Annotated in this window: 21 protein-coding genes; 9 read left to right on the forward strand and 12 right to left on the reverse strand. The window is 37.8% G+C overall.

From position 1 onward, the window contains the following. Positions 1-58: 58 nt before the first annotated feature. Complete coding sequence (locus AAHN97_RS06315; RefSeq protein ID WP_343306709.1) at positions 59-613, reverse strand: hypothetical protein; 555 nt, start codon at positions 611-613, stop codon at positions 59-61. 170 nt (positions 614-783) lie between these two features. On the opposite strand from AAHN97_RS06315, the gene AAHN97_RS06320 reads away from it, so the two are divergent. Together AAHN97_RS06320 and AAHN97_RS06325 are read left to right on the forward strand one after the other, a co-directional pair. Further along, positions 784-2,907: a hypothetical protein gene (locus AAHN97_RS06320; RefSeq protein WP_343306710.1), complete on the forward strand. Its 2,124-nt coding sequence runs from the start codon at positions 784-786 to the stop codon at positions 2,905-2,907. After that, a complete protein-coding gene (locus AAHN97_RS06325) occupies positions 2,871-4,604 on the forward strand; it encodes a hypothetical protein (protein ID WP_343306711.1) in 1,734 nt (577 codons plus the stop codon). The genes AAHN97_RS06320 and AAHN97_RS06325 overlap by 37 nt, the downstream gene beginning before the upstream one ends. A gap of 475 nt (positions 4,605-5,079) precedes the next feature. On the opposite strand, the gene AAHN97_RS06330 is transcribed toward AAHN97_RS06325, so the two are convergent. From AAHN97_RS06330 to AAHN97_RS06350, 5 genes are all read right to left on the reverse strand, one after another. Next, positions 5,080-5,493, reverse strand: coding sequence for a hypothetical protein (locus AAHN97_RS06330; protein WP_343306712.1), 414 nt, complete (start codon positions 5,491-5,493; stop codon positions 5,080-5,082). A 46-nt stretch (positions 5,494-5,539) separates the two neighbouring features. Next, positions 5,540-5,857: a hypothetical protein gene (locus AAHN97_RS06335; protein ID WP_343306713.1), complete on the reverse strand. Its 318-nt coding sequence runs from the start codon at positions 5,855-5,857 to the stop codon at positions 5,540-5,542. A 921-nt stretch (positions 5,858-6,778) separates the two neighbouring features. After that, positions 6,779-6,937, reverse strand: a complete 159-nt coding sequence (locus AAHN97_RS06340; protein ID WP_343306714.1) for a hypothetical protein — start codon at positions 6,935-6,937, stop codon at positions 6,779-6,781. Beyond that, positions 6,921-7,391: a hypothetical protein gene (locus AAHN97_RS06345; protein WP_343306715.1), complete on the reverse strand. Its 471-nt coding sequence runs from the start codon at positions 7,389-7,391 to the stop codon at positions 6,921-6,923. The genes AAHN97_RS06340 and AAHN97_RS06345 overlap by 17 nt, the downstream gene beginning before the upstream one ends. A gap of 20 nt (positions 7,392-7,411) precedes the next feature. Then, the gene (locus AAHN97_RS06350; RefSeq protein WP_343306716.1) at positions 7,412-7,696 is read right to left on the reverse strand and encodes a SymE family type I addiction module toxin; all 285 of its coding nucleotides are present in this window, start codon (positions 7,694-7,696) and stop codon (positions 7,412-7,414) included. 155 nt (positions 7,697-7,851) lie between these two features. Here AAHN97_RS06350 and AAHN97_RS06355 point away from each other — a divergent pair, with 155 nt between their 5' ends. Both AAHN97_RS06355 and AAHN97_RS06360 read left to right on the forward strand, forming a co-directional pair. Further along, entirely contained in the window at positions 7,852-8,190 is a 339-nt protein-coding gene (locus AAHN97_RS06355) for a helix-turn-helix domain-containing protein (RefSeq protein WP_343306717.1), read from the forward strand. 110 nt (positions 8,191-8,300) lie between these two features. Next, a complete protein-coding gene (locus AAHN97_RS06360) occupies positions 8,301-9,110 on the forward strand; it encodes a Fic family protein (protein WP_343306718.1) in 810 nt (269 codons plus the stop codon). On the opposite strand, the gene AAHN97_RS06365 is transcribed toward AAHN97_RS06360, so the two are convergent. Beyond that, on the reverse strand, positions 9,105-9,317 hold the full coding sequence (locus tag AAHN97_RS06365) for a hypothetical protein (protein ID WP_343306719.1): 213 nt from the start codon (positions 9,315-9,317) through the stop codon (positions 9,105-9,107). The two genes, AAHN97_RS06360 and AAHN97_RS06365, sit on opposite strands and share 6 nt — an antisense overlap. Positions 9,318-9,453: 136 nt before the next feature. On the opposite strand from AAHN97_RS06365, the gene AAHN97_RS06370 reads away from it, so the two are divergent. From AAHN97_RS06370 to AAHN97_RS06390, 5 genes are all read left to right on the forward strand, one after another. Next, positions 9,454-9,909 carry a LexA family protein gene (locus AAHN97_RS06370; protein WP_343306720.1) on the forward strand — a complete coding sequence of 152 codons (456 nt, stop codon included), beginning with the start codon at positions 9,454-9,456 and terminating at the stop codon, positions 9,907-9,909. Then, positions 9,906-11,168, forward strand: a complete 1,263-nt coding sequence (locus AAHN97_RS06375; RefSeq protein WP_343306721.1) for a Y-family DNA polymerase — start codon at positions 9,906-9,908, stop codon at positions 11,166-11,168. The genes AAHN97_RS06370 and AAHN97_RS06375 overlap by 4 nt, the downstream gene beginning before the upstream one ends. A 2-nt stretch (positions 11,169-11,170) precedes the next feature. After that, entirely contained in the window at positions 11,171-11,665 is a 495-nt protein-coding gene (locus tag AAHN97_RS06380; protein ID WP_343306722.1) for a hypothetical protein, read from the forward strand. A 197-nt stretch (positions 11,666-11,862) separates the two neighbouring features. Continuing rightward, positions 11,863-13,014 (forward strand): AAA family ATPase, encoded by a 1,152-nt coding sequence (locus AAHN97_RS06385; RefSeq protein ID WP_343306723.1) that lies wholly within the window; start codon positions 11,863-11,865, stop codon positions 13,012-13,014. A gap of 3 nt (positions 13,015-13,017) precedes the next feature. Beyond that, positions 13,018-13,641 carry an HNH endonuclease gene (locus AAHN97_RS06390; protein WP_343306724.1) on the forward strand — a complete coding sequence of 208 codons (624 nt, stop codon included), beginning with the start codon at positions 13,018-13,020 and terminating at the stop codon, positions 13,639-13,641. A gap of 39 nt (positions 13,642-13,680) precedes the next feature. Here the strand turns inward: AAHN97_RS06390 and AAHN97_RS28975 are convergent, their stop codons facing one another. The 5 genes from AAHN97_RS28975 to AAHN97_RS06405 form a co-directional block, all read right to left on the reverse strand. Beyond that, entirely contained in the window at positions 13,681-13,908 is a 228-nt protein-coding gene (locus AAHN97_RS28975; protein ID WP_430516964.1) for a helix-turn-helix domain-containing protein, read from the reverse strand. Next, positions 13,889-14,149: a helix-turn-helix domain-containing protein gene (locus AAHN97_RS28980; RefSeq protein WP_430516965.1), complete on the reverse strand. Its 261-nt coding sequence runs from the start codon at positions 14,147-14,149 to the stop codon at positions 13,889-13,891. The genes AAHN97_RS28975 and AAHN97_RS28980 overlap by 20 nt, the downstream gene beginning before the upstream one ends. Before the next feature lie 438 nt (positions 14,150-14,587). Beyond that, positions 14,588-14,977, reverse strand: a complete 390-nt coding sequence (locus tag AAHN97_RS06395; protein WP_343306725.1) for a hypothetical protein — start codon at positions 14,975-14,977, stop codon at positions 14,588-14,590. A gap of 20 nt (positions 14,978-14,997) precedes the next feature. After that, positions 14,998-16,452: a hypothetical protein gene (locus tag AAHN97_RS06400; RefSeq protein WP_343306726.1), complete on the reverse strand. Its 1,455-nt coding sequence runs from the start codon at positions 16,450-16,452 to the stop codon at positions 14,998-15,000. Then, positions 16,442-17,731 carry an O-antigen ligase family protein gene (locus AAHN97_RS06405; protein ID WP_343306727.1) on the reverse strand — a complete coding sequence of 430 codons (1,290 nt, stop codon included), beginning with the start codon at positions 17,729-17,731 and terminating at the stop codon, positions 16,442-16,444. Before AAHN97_RS06405 ends, AAHN97_RS06400 begins: the two co-directional genes overlap by 11 nt. Positions 17,732-17,825 lie beyond the last annotated feature (94 nt).

Consider the following 17,825-nt stretch of genomic DNA (forward strand, 5'->3'; position numbering starts at 1 on the left):
CTTCTGGCGTACCCTGTTCCCATTTTTCATTCTCATCTTTAAACGCTAATGTAACCTGTCAGGCAACATAGTTAGTCGCTAACCAATCCGCATCTATTTCCCTAGCGTGAGTCATGGGAACATCAGATTCTTTTATGGTGCCAGTACTATCTTCTGTATCGTTCGGATTTTGAGGACGCGGGCCCTGCACCAAATGGCCATATTCATGAAAATAGGCAAATGACAATAGATTCTCTAAAAAAGCTAAAAACGCCGGCTCTCCAGTTCTTTTAAGCACAGCACGAACATCATTAAATGCATCATCATTTATCAAGGTTTCTTGTGACTGAAAGAATGCATGCATTTTCTCCACTAACCCGTGAAAAATAGCAATGGCCTTATTATAGGCTCGGGTAGTTGCAAAAGCATTTTTAGTTGGATTATCCACAAAATAAAGGTACGAGGGAGGCCAACTCAACAATTGCCTTTTATACTGCAAGTGATCATTACGGAACTCAAACACGTGATCAAATACAGGTTTTAATGAAGGATTATTATTATAGTTATAAATGGGATATTGGGGAATCACTCCATTGGGGAATTTTTGCAATAATTGCTTATAGTCTGGGTGCATGCGCATTGTAATATTAAATGTTAAAATAGAAAAGGATCTGTTATATCGGTGGGAAACAAAGATAAGTTCATTACGGCTTTACTTCCAAATTTAGGAATGGAGAGTACTAGGCATCCATAGAGGAAAAATGATGAAGATTAAGAAATTACCGATTTTTAATATGGTATCTGATGAAAATGAGATTAAAATTCAACATGTGGCCACCGGCTGATAACGAATTTCTCATTAATTTGATCATTTTCATTATTTTAGTGTATGTCTTTTTTATGATAATACCCAAGTTCGATATTATATCTCTACAAAAATGCTATGAAAGCAATGATCCTCTATCGCAAGAATTGAAACAGTTCCTTGACTGGATCATCGCCAAAAAACTCATCCGCTTCCAATCTACTGACATCGCACACTTTCCTCTGCTGATTAAAGAGGGATTGCTGGTTGTTGATGGTATGGTCGTGGCTGAAAAAGATTGGAGTATAGGTAATCAGCCATTGATGTATTATGGTTTATTCAGGAAGTTCAGCGAGCAATTGAAATTTACTTATTCCCCGAACATAAAAAACCTATTTGAATTCCACCTTGCCATGGAGTCTCCATTCATGGTAAATGGGCAACCGCCTCATTCTAACCTCAGCAGTGGTATGGCTGACTTTTTGGTATTGATGGCAGATCGTTCTTCTCTGCATCAAATAGCAATAGATGTAGAAGCAATGCAGACCAATGATCCACACTTTCATACCTTTTTTAGGATTTTTTTTGACCACTATAAAAACTGGCAATTAAATATAGAAGATCTGCTGTATTGGTTAGATATCTATAATCAAAAAGTAGGTAGGCCAAATCCTGGTGAATATCACTATGGTTGGAACAAACTGAAACAGTTGCTTAAAGTATACTTATCAGAAAACAATGAAGCCTGGAAGTATGCAGAACAAGTAGCGTTAAGTAAATTGGGACATGTAGCAAGTGATTACTTTGGCGCATCTATTCTACAGGTTTTAAGGGAATTAGGAGGGATTTCGACAGACACTCTAGTATCATGGTTGAATGATCCAGTAAAGTTCCATATATCTGTCGTGCTATTAACAGTCGAACCTATAGTAGATGTAGACCATCTTCGAATTATCAAGCAACGTTGTTTAATAGTTACATTTGCAGACAAGGGATATTCGGATGTCATTAAACTAGTATCGCATGTCCTAACTACTTTTAGGGACCTATCCATAGAAGATGAGCAACTGTTGCTTCAGTTCATAAATAATGCGCTCTGCTGTGAGAATGAGAATATAGTCCATGGGACTATATTCTTGATGGCCATTTCAAAAAGCAGAACTCAACAGTATTCTAAACTTTTGCTTGACTTACTACAAAGTGAATCTTGGTTACCTTCTTATTCACAGCCTACCGGCTTATTTTATATATCCCATCAAGATTTGAACGGTTATTTTACCTTTCTAATAGCATATAGTCTGATTAACGGGCTATTATTTAATCCGGCTACGTTTGAAGACTCCATTATTATGTTGCATACACAACAACCAGCATTGTTTGAATCAGCTGTTGTTCAAATGATGATCCACGACGAAGGATCAGTAAGATATGGAGGAAATCAATTACTATTTTCCCTTCATGGCTATCGTCAGATAAAGTCTTTAACATTTGATCTATTGTCTTTAGATGCACTGCAACAGTATAAGTTTATCATAACTATTTTCTATGACAGAGTTCATATGAAGGAACTGATTACCTATGTTTCTCCTTTATTAGCCACCCCCTCTGATATTGTAAAAGAATTATTACTTTTTAAGTTGGAAGAGTTGCAGATGGGATATAAACAAGAGGTTATTGAAGAACTATCTCCGCATATTGAAGCCCTTGTGGATAAAACAGGTATCCTAGAAAGGCTAAATGCTGCATTGAAAGAATTGTATAGCAATTTGCGCAAAAAACATGGCATACGTGAATTAGATGCTCGGTATGATTATCCAGCTTTAATGCGGCAGTTTTCCAAGGCCCAATTTAAACAATACGAGGGTAAAAAGAAGTCTATTTTGCCAAAAAAGAGTTTCTTGTCGATGGTGAACCGCGTTACTGTGGCTAGGGGTGGTGGGTACCTGCATCCGGATGGAACGATTCATTCCTTCTCTCGACATAGTGTATCTTTTACCATTCCCCGGACAGTATTTCTATCTCCTGAGAAACAGGAATATGCTTCCTATGAATTTTATTCCACTAACTGGTCAAATGAATTTTCAACATGCTCACAAACAATATTATTGTCCGGGAATACTTAAACAGCTTAAAGGAAGATGAGGAATTGGACAAACTATTGCCTATTTTGCTCAGTATTAAAGGCTTGAAAATCGTAAGAACTGCTAAAGATACAAAGGGTGTCAATCAACAAGGCAAGGATATCATTGCCTATGGAATGGACAAGGACGGGATAGCAAAACGTTTTTACTTCGAGGTAAAAGGCCATAGTGATAAGGATATTACCGAAGCATCCATGGCAAAAACCGATGGAATCAGAGATTCCCTCGTTTCAGCCAAGTACGCCAAATTTGAGCAAAACGGAATTCCTGGGTTTAATGATCTTCCTGTGAAAATAATCCTTGTTCATAATGGGATTCTTAAGCCAGGTGCCAGAGATGTTTTTAATGGATTTATTGTTTCGCTTTTTGCTGATGGGGAAAGGGAATTTGAACATTGGGACATCCATCGGTTGACTGATGAATTTAATGAGCACTTATTCAGCGAGTACTTGTTGACGGATGAGGAAAGTATCCGCTTGTTTAAGAGAACATTAGTGCTAATGGAAGTGCCGGACTATAATTTAGAGGATTTTTATCTATTAGTAGATAAATTATTATCAGGCCAAATTAAAGTTAAAGGACGTTCCTTTACCAAAATGTTTGCTAGTTTAAACTTGATTAGCTACATTTTATGGCATTATAGTAAAGAGAATAAAAATCTTTTACCTGCCATCAAAGGTACTTCTTACCTAATTTTGCGCACTTGGGCTTGGATATTGAAAAATGAATTGCAATCTAAGCCTGCTGTAATGGAAGTTTTTAAAACTCTTTTAAAAACCCACTACGAAGTATTGAGGGCGTACTATGAAAAGACACTACCGGCCGCAGTTCTTGAAGATGGCTTATTTTCTGAACCAGGTGGTTCATTTGAAGACATCGGCTATTCACTGCGGTCAATGGATTACTTGGCTATGTTGATATATTATTTTGGACTAGAAGAATTCATCATGGGAAACTATATGGATTATGGTGAGCTGAATGTTAGAGAACATCGTAGAAATAATATAAAAACACTTTTTTCCATTATTGACAATAATGATGGTTGTAAAAGACCATTGTTAGATATGCATTCCAGACCTATACTCCTGATAAGCGAATATATTATGGGCAACACCTTTTGTAGTGGCGAAGATATCATTCAGCTAAATAATTACCTGGTACATGTATTAGATGGTATTGCCATGATTGAGGTCATGCGACATCGCTTGCCTGAGTTAAACGACAATATAAGCGCTTTGATTGAGACAGCTGCAAGTAGGAAAAAATCTGCCGAATATAAAGATGGTGGTTCTATGTTAATTTTAGCCATTATTGAGATGTTGGCCGTTGTAGGAAATGCAGGTATGTACAGCGAAACACGGTCAAGGTTTCAGGAAATCGTCAATTTTCAAACCGCCTATCCCAATTGGGAAACCGATCCAAAAGAAACGGAAATTGCTTACTTCTCAGGTAATATTGCAGATAGTATGGTGGCGGAATCTAGCATTGAATTGCCCGAAGATTTTCACGCCTTTATTGCGCAGGTAATGAGTAAGCCCAAAGCAGAAGTACCATTTGTAACGGATGCAATTGGCTTATCTTTTCTCAAATCTCTTTCTATAGTTCACTTTAAAAATGACGTATTTCCTTCACAATGGAGAAGATTTTTATCATCTAATGTTAAACTTTTAGTTGGATAGAAAGAGATAAAACTTGTCCGGATTTAGGGGAGCCCAGCGACAGGTTATTAATTGAGCCACCATTGCGTCGCACTCTTCAACTGTAGTTTGCCCATTTAAACTTGTGAAAGTCTAATTACTTTCATTTTTCACCCTTTGCCGGAATCGACCTCAGACTAAGTAAGAATATGTGTAGCCGGTTCATTTTGGCAATTGCTGTCCTAAAAAAAAGTGGCCGGGCCTTGCCGTTAGCCGAAATTTTAAAATAATAAACTTGCATTAATAAGCAAGGATACCATATGCTATAATAATTAATCTCCTAATTAAAGAGGTTTTTATAAGTTAATAATTCCCGCCTTAATGGGCACTAGGAGCACACAGATCACTAACATAGAACAACAGCGATAATGCTTTATATGAATTTACCTTAGTCCCGTAATTGGAATATTCCCCATGCATTATGGAATGCCTAGTAAACTCTATTTTATTTTCATCTTTATAGTAAAGTTGGAATGCCCCCATTCACCAATAATGCGGCTGCCATCGCCCTATTAAACGCAAACCTTTGTTCGGCAAGCACCCAATTTCGCACTCTTGGCAAATGAGTTTCATTCTCCTTTAAGAAAAAAGAGACAGCAGTATGTTCTTTGCAGATACCATCTACTTGTGCAAAAAAAACAGGAATAGATAAGTAATATTCCCCTTTCTCGTGAGCATTGAAGGCTGCACTTAATGGGCCATTTCGTTCAACATAATGCCTCAATAATCTACATTTTAGGTCCTGGTAAATCTCGTCAATATTCTCTACCATATATTGATCCAGTAATATAATTTCGTTGGCATCAAGAAACTGCCTTAATTCACCAGTAGCTCTAGGAAGAAAGCTATAATTTATATACCAACCGTACATAGCCAACATCGTTAGCGTCTCCGAAATATACTCTTCAGTAGGAAAGCTAATATTTTTTTAGTTTCTCTGTTAGATATTTAAAAGTCTTGGAATATTGATCTATTTGCAAAGATGCTGCGGCTATAGCAGTTTGAATTGATGAACCCCCAAAAGGAGCCATCGCTTTGAAAACCTTTTCACTCGCTACAGCAGCCGTTATCTTCTTATGAAAATCAGATATTTCCGAATGGATCTTCGTATTATTAAGTACCGGTTGATTTTTTAATGATTCAACAATTTCCTTAATCTGTTTAAACTCCTCAAAGAAATGAGGTAAATCTAATTCCTGAAGTTGCTCTATCGCCTTTTGTAAATCATTGTTCATATAAAGAGTCTTTTATGAAAATGGAATTATTCAATAAATATAACCGAAATGCTCCATATTGGACAATTGACAGCTTACAATAAAACAATTAGCACATGGTGGGACCCAGCGACATATTTTCAATTGGGCCACCGTTGCGTCGCACTCTTCAACTTTAGGATCGCTATTAGTTTAGCATAAAGCGGCCTGTTTTTCCAAAGCCCCCTTATCCCTGGAAGATGGGCGGAAAACCCGCAGTCCCCCTATGAGTCCTCGGCCCGACAAAGGGAAAAAGGTCTCTCTCCGGCTTTAGGGAGGCAAATTCCCAATGCCCATGTTTATCTGCTCCTACAACATTACCCTGGTGCTGCCTCCCTAAAGCCTGCGTTCGGCCAGCTTTCGGTCTTTACGCTGACGCGTAAATCCCTCCGCTGTCCATTTCGTCCGCCACCCGCCGTGCGGGTGGTGGCGGGAGCGGTTGCCGAAGCATAGATCCTTTGCTCCGGCAGAAAGTCTCATAAACTAAGATGATCGATGTCCTAAAGTGAGTGCGACATATCCATGGGCTATAAGTTGAGGCTGGACGACCTGGTCCTGCAGATATTTCCGGCACCCTAAAAACCAAGCTATAGAATAAGACTGCCGCGAACGGCTACTTTTGATCGTATTCAGCGTTGAATAATCTTGCCGCATTTATGCTGTGGAGGGTGGCAGGCAGAAATTACTTTTAAAGGTAGGTGGCCCCACCCTCCACAGCATAAATGTGAGTTTGCCCACATTCTTTTATAAATATGGTTATGCAACTCTGAACTACGAGTTTAGGTCAGCGTCATAATTAGATTAGGCGTTGTTCTGAATTGGGGGAAACTGAGGGAGGGATATACATAAAGGAGAGGAATAAAGGAAAGCCAAAGGCTGTGAGCCCCATGGCCCCCGGAAAACCTAAGTTTTCTTTTTTTTCTGAGAGGCGGTAAACTTTTCCCTAACTGCTTTCAAGGCTGCCTTTAATTCTTCTGGATGCTGCCAGTATTTAACACTCAGCTTTTCACGGATGTCGCGGACTTCCTGAACAGCATCGTATTTTTTATCCTTTTTCATCATCTCCTGCTTTTAATATTTCGCGGGGTGTTCTAATTTCAATTAATCTGTAGCCTAATCGGAGGTTAATAGAATTGTAAAGCCGAATGCGATCAAGGTTTACAATATGTTTAAAATTCCAGCTGGCTAAAACTTCCGCATTATTAATAGTTGCTAAAGCGATGTGAAGGGCATCATTGTAACTCTTATTAGTAAGGGCGCCCTCCAAAATATATGTTTCCGCCAGCTGAATAGCCTCGTCATTAGTTTCGAGATCAATTCTATGCTGTAAAGGTACTTCTTTTAATTTAGAGTGGATCTCCTCCCTTGCCATATTCAATTCCAGGAGAACAAGGTCAGAAAGGATAATTTGCTTTGTGCCGGCTTTAAACTCCTCAAAGAGGGCTAAACTCCATTCATTAAATTCGGCATCAAAACAGCCGCCGATAACCGATGTATCTGTATATACGTTCACCATACTAAAATACTAAAGGATTATTAATACTTAGATTTTGTTCCAGGAATAGGTTCATTGTTTTCGTTCACCATCCACTTTTCAGGTATAGTCATTACCCACTTGTTAGCTGTCGGTCTGATCGTAAGGCAGCCATGTTTAACTTCTATCTCAACAATATCCCCGGATTGGAAGCCTGCTTCCTTAAACCATTTTCCGACAAGCTTTAATGATGGTATTCTGTATTCCGGTTTCCATCTAGTGGTGCCCCATCTACTGTCCGCAGTATATCCAATTGTAAGTAGGCGTTTGTCTTTTTTGATTTCCATAATTAGCATATTTGTCATTCAAATATACCAATAAGTCATGTTCTTTCCAAATATTATTAGCATAAATGTTAATTATTTGCATTAAATTCATCGTTCTATTTACCTATAGATCATTTATTGAATTTTACAATTAACGTATAATAATACCATTATATATGACCTTTGGCGATAGGATCTCCGCAATCCGGAATGAGAAAAAACTTCAACAAAAAGATGTTGCTAAAGCTGTAGGCATTGCCCCAGTAGTATTAAGCAGGTATGAAAACAATGTGATTATCCCATCTGTGGTTGTTGCGGGAAGGATTGCCCAGGAGTTAAAGATTTCCTTGGATTATTTAGTTTTCGGAACGAGCGCTGACGAAGACTCTAATACTTCTGTAGGCATAGAACTTCGGCAATTTGAAAAGCTAAGCCGGGAGGATCAGGAGCATTTATTGGCTGTCCTGGCTGCCTTTATTGCAAAAGCCAGGCTGCATGATATTTTGGGTGAATAAAAGCCCCTTTTCAACGGGAGTCCTTCACACCAAAGGTTCAAAGGTAACCATTCCTTTGACGTGAGAACTATGCATTCACCAACTTCATTACCAAAACTGATTGATGAATTATGAACATGCAAATAGTTTCCTCTGACTTATTAGATCTGTATAAATTTCATATAGTAGCACCTGAGTTACTCCATATTTTTAGAAAGTTGAAGGACGCGGAACTTTCTTCTGATAATTTCAGCTTTTATGCTTCTTCAGCCGCTGTGCATTCCAGTAAGATTGAAGGGGAAGCCATTGAACTGGATTCTTACGTTAAGCATAAGCGCTTTGGCATAGAATATCAACCCGCTTATACCTGTAAAATAGATGATCTATACCAAGCGTATCAGTTTGCAAAGACAATGCGTCTTGAAAGTAATAGTTTAGCCAAGGCACATGTTTTATTAACTAAACATATACTTCCGGTCGTAAACCAAGGCAAGTTCAGAAGTGAAAATGTACTTATTACCCGAAAGGATGGTGCCATTGCATATGTAGCAGCTTCTTCATCTGATGTGAAAGATGCAATAGAAAAGCTGTATGCTGATATTGATCTGCTGTTAAAGAGTGAGCTCTCTATTGAAGAGGTTTTCTATTACGCCGGCATGATCCACTTGGTGTTTGTGAAGATTCATCCCTGGAATGATGGTAATGGGCGTAGTGCACGATTGCTGGAAAAGTGGTTTCTTGCTGAAAAGTTAGGGGAGAAGGCGTGGTTTTTACAATCAGAAAAATACTACTACCACCATCACCAGGCTTACTATGATAATATGAGGGCGTTAGGGTTGGAGTATGATTTGTTGGATTATGGGCAGGCGTTAGAATTTTTACTGATGTTGCCGAGAGCGTTGATTGGAGAAATGAAACCAGGGAAGATTGTTCCTTTATAATAGATCGGTATATGAAATCCCTAGCACATCAGCAATTTCCTTTAATAAGTAAAACCCCACAAATGTTATATCCCTTGCAAGCAGCTTCCTCGTTTCCCGTGTCTCTAGTTTGGTAAGAATTGAAAGCTTCGTTGCATCAATGCCTGCATTGTTGCAATGCGCAATAATCCGGTTGATAAGGATCTCTTCGCGTTTTTTCTTCCGCATGCTTTCAGAGATTTAGGGCAAAATTACGATTATAGATCGTTCCCTTACCAATTGTTAATCAGGCCATTAACAAAGAAACGCAAATTTGTTTGTTAACTAATTAATTTAGTAATATTGCTAAATAAATTAGTACATCATGAAGGCTGTCGGAAAATATAAAGAGTATGTAATATATGCACTAAGTGAAAAAGAAACCCTTCAGTTCAAATTAATTGACGTCCCAATATCTGCAGGGTTCCCTTCTCCGGCATTGGATTATATGGAGGAGGAGCTAGATCTGGTAAAACTGTTCAATCTCAATTCACCTACTGTATATGTCATTAAAGTAAATGGAGATTCCATGCGAGACGCATATATTCCCAGCAAGGCACTCATTGCAGTGGATCGAAATATCACTCCCCGGGACCGGCACCTGGTAATTGCTAAACTCAATCGGGAATTTACCCTTAAAAGACTGCTAAAGACAGGAGCAGGCTGGATGTTACATCCGGAAAATCCGGAATATGATCCCTATACAATAAAACCAGATGATGATTTCGAAGTTTGGGGTGTAGTTACCCGTATTTTTATTGATCCCAATCTTTATTTATGATTGCGCTTGTTGATTGCAATAATTTTTATGTTTCTTGCGAAAGACTATTTCAACCAAGCCTGCAGGGAAGACCTGTAGTAGTACTCAGCAACAATGATGGTTGCGTTATTGCCAGATCTGATGAGGCTAAGGAAATAGGTATTGAAATGGGCGCCCCTGCCTTTTTCATGGAAGAAATGTTAAGTAGCCACAATGTTGCGGTTTTTTCCAGCAATTACGCGCTATACGGCAGCCTGTCAGGCCGGGTCATGCAGGTGTTACAGACCTATTGCGGAACGGTAGAAACCTATAGCATCGATGAAGCCTTCCTATTTCTTGGAGATATGCCGAACATCGATGTTGAACGGTATGCAGCAGATATTAAATCCGCAATCAAAGCCGTGGGTATACCGGTTACGATTGGCATAGCGCCCTCAAAAACATTAGCTAAGATGGCCAATCGTTACGCTAAAAAAATGAAAAAACACATTGGGACGCATATCCTTGATTCTACTGAAAAGATTCAGGAAGTACTCCAATATACGGAGGTAGGAGACATATGGGGCGTTGGCCCGCAGTATGCACAACTTTTGAAGCGGAATGGCTTCCGGACAGCTTTGGATCTTTCTTTAGCACCGGAAGAATGGGTACGTAAAAATATGACCGTTGTTGGTCAGCGCACCTATAATGAACTGAAAGGCATTCCCTGTATAGAATTTGAGCAAGAACCGCCAGCCAAACAGAATATATGTGTAGCTCGTTCATTCGGACAATTATTATCCGAAAAAAAGGAGGTGACCGAGGCCCTGGCAAACTATACGGCAACAGCAGCCAAGAAGCTAAGGGAACAGGGCAGCTGCTGCAGGATGATCAATGTTTTCATCCAAACAAATAATTTTCGCCCACAGGACCTTCAGTATTACAAATCAATAAATATACAATTACCCGTTGCCACATCCGCGACCAGTGAGCTGTTACACTACGCAAGAACCGGCTTGGATCATATTTGGCGGGATGGATATAACTTTAAGAAGGTGGGTGTCCTGTTGTTGGACCTTATTCCTGCCAACTCAGCACAGCGCGGATTATTTGATGAAGTAGATCGCCCCCGTAATGATCGGCTCATGAAGGCCATGGATGCCATCAACAGATCCTGTGGAGCCAAAGAGTTAGTCAAATTTGCCGTTCAGGGTTATGGACGTAAATGGAAACTTCGCCAGGAGAAACTTTCCCAATGTTATACCACTAGACTGGACCAGGTATTAACCATTAATATTTAAACATGCACAACCCCTTGGCACTTCTAACAACACAGTTATTGGAAAGGCTTTGCGCAAGCGGTTTCCAATATTTTGTACGGCAGTCCTTTCCTCGAGGAATGGATCATGTTCAGACAGATATTATAGAAGCGTTTCTCATTACGCCTTATAAGGATTTCTCCCAGGTAAACGCTCATTTCCAGGCAATCAAATTTGATAAGAGAAAGCACGTATACCAGGTTGATCTTGTGGGTGAAAAGGAGAAGCTGACAATTGCAGCTGGCCAACCTCCGGGATTTAAGGTTTTTGTAAGCCTGTTAAGTACAAAAAAGTGGGTGCCTCCACTTGATTTGTACCCAAAGATTAAGCATTACCTCCGAAATCATGCAAGTTGGAAACCGGAAAGGGGAAAAGGTGTAAATGCCGGGTTATTCATTCAGTTTGGAGAGCTTTATATTAGCATCAAATATAATCATGAAGAAATTAAGGTGCCATTGGACGAAATTGAAAAGTTATAGCCTCCAAATAAATTTCATACACAATGTGATGAAATGAAATGCATTATCATAAGATACTCTATAAAAACTCACTTATGTTCTAAAAGTCTACAATGAGGGGGGAGTTGGTTCAGATTGACCTAATATGTCTACAAAATGGTTCCATTAAGATGTATATATTATAGGGAATTGAAGTATTTTAGCCTAAACTAAATTCTATGTCCTTCACAGGCATGTTTCAAATCCCCAATGAATTATTAATTAAAAAACGTAGTGAAGATGATATAGCCATTTTGATTGGAGAAAATGGTAGTGGAAAAAGTACGATGTTAAATGACATAGCAAAGAAATACATCGATTCTTACACTCAGGTTATTGCAATTGCTAACACGATACATGACAAATTCAAGGTCAAGAATAAAAGATTTTTTTCTTTAAAAGCATCTGAAGGTAAAAGCATTATAAGAAAGGCTTTAATACAATGTCTTGCGATGGTGGCCCGGGATGATATGAAAAGATTAAATAGCATTGGAAATACACTTTCTTATATAGGTTATTGGAAATTACTCGGATTTAAGCTTCGGGGCCTGAAATATAATGCCATAGATATAATCGCTCAAAGCGATCTTAGCCCGCAGAGTAAGGAGGAAATTACTTATTGCCTTGAAAATTACAGACGCCAATTTCAGTATAAATATTCCACTGCTAAGATAACTGTAGATAACCGCTCATTTCAAGCCATTAAAGATTCATATTTATTAACCTTGTTCAAATATGAGAGCGAATTACGAAAACATAAAGTAATTAGCTATGTAGACTTTTTTTTATACAGAGAAAGAGAAACAATTCCTTTAAATGGTGCCAGTTCAGGTGAGCTTACTTTGATTTCGACTCTTCTATTTATAACCAGCATTATTTCATATGATTCAGTAATTCTAATTGATGAACCAGAAAATAGTCTGCATCCAAAATGGCAGATTGAATATGTTAAAAACATGAGTGAGCTATTTTATCTTTACCAGCCTAAAATAATAATAGCCACACATTCACCTCTTATTATTAATGGTGCAGATTTGCTTTCAAAAGCTATTCAAATATTTAAAGGTGTTAAGGGTGAATTTAAATTGCAGGAAAACGAAACTAATAATGTAGAAGAAATATATCAAGATTATTTTGACGTAACTACACCAGAAAATAGGTATTTATCAGAACTTGTTATTCATAAAATGAATGATTTGGCTGACGGAGGTATCACTTTGATAGAATTTGAAAAAACGATAAACGAACTAAATTCCAATTCCTATGATGATAAACAGAAGGAGGTCTTACACGATATAATCGAAATGGGAAGAAGAATAAAAAAAGCTTAATATATGGTGTTAGGGCCAGAAGAAATTCATTTAATTAAAGCAGCTATAAATAGGGGGGGCGATGTATGGAATGACGAAACTTTGTCTGATTTAAAGAGAAAAATTAAGCTTCATTGTTTAGGGCTAACAACTGAACAATGTTGCTATTGCAGAACGGATTTTACAAATGAATTTATGATGGTTGTTGATATAGAGCATGTTTTGCCCAAATCAAAATTTGGAGATTTCATGTTCGAATTGTTCAATTTAAGTGTTTCATGCAAAAGATGTAACATGAGCATAAAAAAGGAACGAACTGATTTCCTTTTGGATTTGAACCAAATTCGTCTCCAACCACAAAATGCTGGTCAATATCTTTTTAGCCATCCTAACCTTGATAACTATTTCGACAATATTGAATATTTATTCAAAGCCAAAAACGATAAAAAAATAATTAAGTATACACCACTCACAGATAAAGGGCGCTTTACTTATAATTTTTTTAATTTGAATCAGAAAGAGGTAGAAACACTGAATGAAGCTCAAGGAGTTAAAGCGCCTGGAAATGAATTTTCGCAAAACATTCCTCAAGATCTAATTGGTGACGCACAACAATTATTAGATAAATTAAAGTCACACCCGCTATAATTAATTGTACTTTGACTTAGAGGCTACTCAATTATTTCACTAATTTTTATGCCTTATTACATATCCTTGCATCAAATCTCCGGGATGTACCTTGAGAAACTTTACTATCATGGCTAATTTGTTCAAACGTGGTTGTCTTTTATTTTGGCACCATATACTTACGGTTGCCGGGTGACAATTTAAATATTTCGCCAGCTCACCTCCTGTCTTTTCCTGCAGACAAAGAAGAGCTTTAATTCTGTTTAGCTTATCTGTTTGCTGATACATATGTTACTGTATTAAAAATGGAAGGTTCAGAAGTATATGCAGATATCAATCTTGTCGGGTGTATCTTTAAACAGTCAGCTATGTTGTAAAGTTGATCAATTCTTGGTTGGTAGGTATTGCTCATCCATTTATGCATTTGTGATTTAGTCATTTTCATATGCTTAGCTAAATCATTTGCTTTTACGTTAAGTAATTTCATATAATCGGTAATGCAGTTGTGATGTTGATAGGTTGGTATCATATTCTTGTATTTATCAATTATTGTATTTATCGAGGATTGTATCGCATCTATACAAAGGTATATTATTGGTGTTTTTTATACCCATAAATATGCTGGTATACCCGTTGGTTCCTGCTTTGTGGAGAAGATCATCCCTAATCGTCATGGAATGAAAATACCTGAAAATAAAAGGATTACCTGTTGGGTTAAAACCCTGAGAATTCTTAATTGCTTGTTAAGGAGGGATTCTCATTATTTTGCAATGGGATGCATTCTTCCGGTAATGGGGCGTGAGCCAAGGTTGTACGAGTTACTAATCTAGCGATAAATGTTTATGGATTGAATAGATAAAACTGCCCACAGAAGTAGGCTGTTTATTTTTAACCATTTAATATGAAAGACCTATCTAATGCAAATTTGTTTTTTTTTAAGCCGTTTTGCCTAAAGGGCAGAAACTCACTATGGCCTATTACTCTTAATAAATGAAGTCCAGGCATCGCCATTTTCCTCAAATGTGTAATCTACCTTCCCTGTAACATCCCTGAATGAATGCCCATAGGTATTGATAAGTATCGTTCGCCTACTGCCATCCTTAAATTTCGCTACTGCCACGCGGGCAGTCCCTTTCCAGAGTATCGGGATTGATTTTACTTTCGCGGTGGAGAGTATTTTTTTAGCTTCATTTAGATCTGCCATTTTGGACGGCAATTTCTGGATATCAACATCATTCATTTTGTGGAACTGATCTATTTCTACAATAGTATGAATTTCAAAAGATGTTAGCTCGCTCCATTTGGGCTGATCAAGCTTAAATGGATTAAGAAGTGCTAATAATAATAAAATAAGCATATAATAAGAGTTTAGTGTGATTAATTGCAATTACCTGTATTTGAAAGAGCGGAGCCGGGTGTTCCATCTGCTCCTGGTATATTTCTCATATCCTGCCCAAGATCGCCTGGGTTTCGGCCAGGAAATAACTGGTTTTTTGTATAAGGTATATTCAGCCCTGCAGCTCTTCCTATATCAATGGCAAAATCGGTGCAATTATACCTGTAAAGATCGTAATTTGCTGTTGCATTATAGCACATGTCAAGAATATCTGCAAAGACTTGAGCCCCAACATTTTTTTCAATCTTTACATCATAATGTTTATAACTATCATCTGCAAATGCATGTGGATTGCTGTAATTAAACATTTTGGCATCTTCTGAAGGGTAATAGCCGAATGTTCGCCGGGTGATAACACCATTAACCGTTTGTTCAATGCTTACAAATGCATGGCCAACATCAGCTATGCCATTTGTAGTTGTAATCACGTTCCGCGTATTAGGAACTGGTTGATCAGAGTAAATTGTAATTTTGGCCCCCAGGTTTCGCCTAAAGCACTTAAGGTAGTCATTTATATCAACCTCTAATTCAGAGGCACTATGCACATACTCACTATAAAAGGTATATGGAATGGGAAACCCTCCCTGGTTTTCCCCCGGATATTCTCCGGGATTTCCAGGATCATATTCTTCTTCCGATTCAAAGCATTCATAAATGCAGATATCATACAGGTAAACTGGTTCTCCACATTCAAAGGAAGGGCTACCGGGCATCGGATCTGGCACATCCCAGCAGGTTTCCTGCCAATACTCTGTACAATATTCCCAGCACTCATAATTTGCATTTGTATTAACCCCATTGTTAGCTTTTCTGGCTGAACTGCCACCGGGCTTATTCAGAGAAATCATTCTTTTGGCCTTTCCGTTTTCAATTCTTAACATAAACAAGGGAGAATGGTCCACCCTGGTGTAAACTATGAAACCATAATAATCATCATCAATTGCATTAAGGCGGTTACCACTTATATCGTACCCCTTACTCTTTAAGTATCCCTCATCTGGAACGTAGTTGATGAATATCTCTTTAATATTTCCATCCGTTTTGTTCTTATATAACAGCAATCTTTGTATTCCTCCTGTTGGGGCGTGTTTTTCTTTCTTTTTTTCCGATTTGGAAGACCGCGTACTCACATTTATAGATTGTTTAACAAGAAAAACAGTTGGAATTTCAATGTAAGTAATTCCCTTTTTTGAATAGGTTGTTGCCTGCCTCCAGTAAGGATAAATAGGACCAGATGTAGCGGATCTCTGTCTCAGATTTGTTGATTTTGGCGTGCTTTGCTGATATCTTTCATTAAAGTAGTTTCGCGCTGCAGAAATTGTTAATTCCTGATCGGTAATGTCCGGTGGATTGTGATATTTGTTGCATGCAATTATAACCAGGAATAGAAATGTTGAAATATGGAAAGAAATAGATTGTACAATTTTACTTTTCATGTTCAATGGTTTGATTAATGAATGAAAAATTGCCTTTGTCTCCATTGGAGCCTATTTTGTTTAGTTTTCTTATTACATCCATCCGTATCTCATCTATTTTAATAGAGGGGATTTTAACTGGAAGACTTAGGATAGAATTACCACAAATGGATGCTTTCTCCATTTGACCAGTTATTAAATAGAAATTGAAAAGATGGTACCTGTTTTTAAATCGATTTGGGACTGTGAATATTGATCTTAAGAAAAAGGATTCTGCCTCATTTAGATTTCCTAATTTTTGATGACAAGTGGCGATATTGTCTAATAAACTATTAGAGATCCTAATAATGCTGGCCTGGGTGTATATTTCCAGTGCTAAGGAGAAATGATGGAGTTCTTGTAGGGAATTTCCATATGAAAGAAGGAACTCGTAGTTCTGATGTAGATCATTGTATGCTTTTTTATACGAAAGTAAAGATGCTGTGATTGCGCCCGTTTCACTTAGTATCCTTGCATCTTTCCAATCGTTATATGCCTGCTTATTAATGATATATTCCCAGTTACTTAAGCTTAATACAAGAATATTAACTGAAAATAGTAGGGGTAGCGAGTATTTCTTGTTTATACTTACCTTATAAGCAGTTAAAACCAGAGTAAGTATAGCGCTGATTAAAATGCACCAGATAATGGGGTTTTCATAAATATGGGTGAAAAATGCAGCAAAAGAAATAGTGATTATTTGTGATGTGAAGAAGATGGTCGATTTAAGATCCTCTTTTTTGTTCCTTATTAAGTATAAAACGAGCTCGATTAAAAACCAGAAATAGACAACCAGTGCAATAATGCCTGCAATTCCATATTCAACCACAAATTGAAGGTAATCGTTAAAGGCGTAATAGGTATTGTCCGCAAGTAATAGCTCTTTGCTGGTATTTAGTCCACCCCCAAAGTATTCCGCCTGATATATATTATAGATACTTGCGAATTTACCAGGGCCAATTCCTGAAAAGAAATGATCTTTCCAAATTGGCAGTGATATTTTATATATAAGCAATCTGCCTCTCGATGAATCAGGATCAATAATAGTTGAGAGCACAAGCAGTATAATAGCAAGAAAAATTAGACAAGAAATAAGTTTTAGTTTTCCAATACGAAACCTATTGCAGGTTAGATAAAGGAAAATTAGGCTCAAAGTGGATCCAGCAACAAAGGCCCGGTTAGCTGTAATAAGAAATATTACCCAGCAAATGAGGCAGATTATAATTGTGCTCCGATGATATTTAAGGTGCTTTATGAACATTTCAGCGCTTATTAAACCAAGGTTTAAAACTGCCCGCAGAAGTGGGCAGTTTGTTATCTATCCTATGAAAAACCCATATCCTAATGAAAACATC

Source organism: Chitinophaga niabensis, from assembly GCF_039545795.1.
GTDB classification, from domain to species: Bacteria; Bacteroidota; Bacteroidia; order Chitinophagales; family Chitinophagaceae; genus Chitinophaga; species Chitinophaga niabensis_B.

Excerpts from the sequence above, each read along its gene's own strand:
- AAHN97_RS06395 (WP_343306725.1), bottom strand. The coding sequence starts at position 14,977 with ATGCTTATTTTATTATTATTAGCACTTCTTAATCCATTTAAGCTTGAT.
- AAHN97_RS06400 (WP_343306726.1), bottom strand. The coding sequence starts at position 16,452 with ATGAAAAGTAAAATTGTACAATCTATTTCTTTCCATATTTCAACATTT.
- AAHN97_RS06320 (WP_343306710.1), top strand. The coding sequence starts at position 784 with ATGAAAATGAGATTAAAATTCAACATGTGGCCACCGGCTGATAACGAA.
- AAHN97_RS06315 (WP_343306709.1), bottom strand. The coding sequence starts at position 613 with ATGCACCCAGACTATAAGCAATTATTGCAAAAATTCCCCAATGGAGTG.
- AAHN97_RS06340 (WP_343306714.1), bottom strand. The coding sequence starts at position 6,937 with ATGATGAAAAAGGATAAAAAATACGATGCTGTTCAGGAAGTCCGCGAC.
- AAHN97_RS06360 (WP_343306718.1), top strand. The coding sequence starts at position 8,301 with ATGAACATGCAAATAGTTTCCTCTGACTTATTAGATCTGTATAAATTT.
- AAHN97_RS06385 (WP_343306723.1), top strand. The coding sequence starts at position 11,863 with ATGTCCTTCACAGGCATGTTTCAAATCCCCAATGAATTATTAATTAAA.
- AAHN97_RS06325 (WP_343306711.1), top strand. The coding sequence starts at position 2,871 with ATGCTCACAAACAATATTATTGTCCGGGAATACTTAAACAGCTTAAAG.
- AAHN97_RS06390 (WP_343306724.1), top strand. The coding sequence starts at position 13,018 with ATGGTGTTAGGGCCAGAAGAAATTCATTTAATTAAAGCAGCTATAAAT.
- AAHN97_RS06375 (WP_343306721.1), top strand. The coding sequence starts at position 9,906 with ATGATTGCGCTTGTTGATTGCAATAATTTTTATGTTTCTTGCGAAAGA.
- AAHN97_RS28980 (WP_430516965.1), bottom strand. The coding sequence starts at position 14,149 with ATGATACCAACCTATCAACATCACAACTGCATTACCGATTATATGAAA.
- AAHN97_RS28975 (WP_430516964.1), bottom strand. The coding sequence starts at position 13,908 with ATGTATCAGCAAACAGATAAGCTAAACAGAATTAAAGCTCTTCTTTGT.
- AAHN97_RS06365 (WP_343306719.1), bottom strand. The coding sequence starts at position 9,317 with ATGCGGAAGAAAAAACGCGAAGAGATCCTTATCAACCGGATTATTGCG.
- AAHN97_RS06350 (WP_343306716.1), bottom strand. The coding sequence starts at position 7,696 with ATGGAAATCAAAAAAGACAAACGCCTACTTACAATTGGATATACTGCG.
- AAHN97_RS06380 (WP_343306722.1), top strand. The coding sequence starts at position 11,171 with ATGCACAACCCCTTGGCACTTCTAACAACACAGTTATTGGAAAGGCTT.
- AAHN97_RS06370 (WP_343306720.1), top strand. The coding sequence starts at position 9,454 with ATGAAGGCTGTCGGAAAATATAAAGAGTATGTAATATATGCACTAAGT.
- AAHN97_RS06330 (WP_343306712.1), bottom strand. The coding sequence starts at position 5,493 with ATGTACGGTTGGTATATAAATTATAGCTTTCTTCCTAGAGCTACTGGT.
- AAHN97_RS06335 (WP_343306713.1), bottom strand. The coding sequence starts at position 5,857 with ATGAACAATGATTTACAAAAGGCGATAGAGCAACTTCAGGAATTAGAT.
- AAHN97_RS06345 (WP_343306715.1), bottom strand. The coding sequence starts at position 7,391 with ATGGTGAACGTATATACAGATACATCGGTTATCGGCGGCTGTTTTGAT.
- AAHN97_RS06405 (WP_343306727.1), bottom strand. The coding sequence starts at position 17,731 with ATGTTCATAAAGCACCTTAAATATCATCGGAGCACAATTATAATCTGC.
- AAHN97_RS06355 (WP_343306717.1), top strand. The coding sequence starts at position 7,852 with ATGACCTTTGGCGATAGGATCTCCGCAATCCGGAATGAGAAAAAACTT.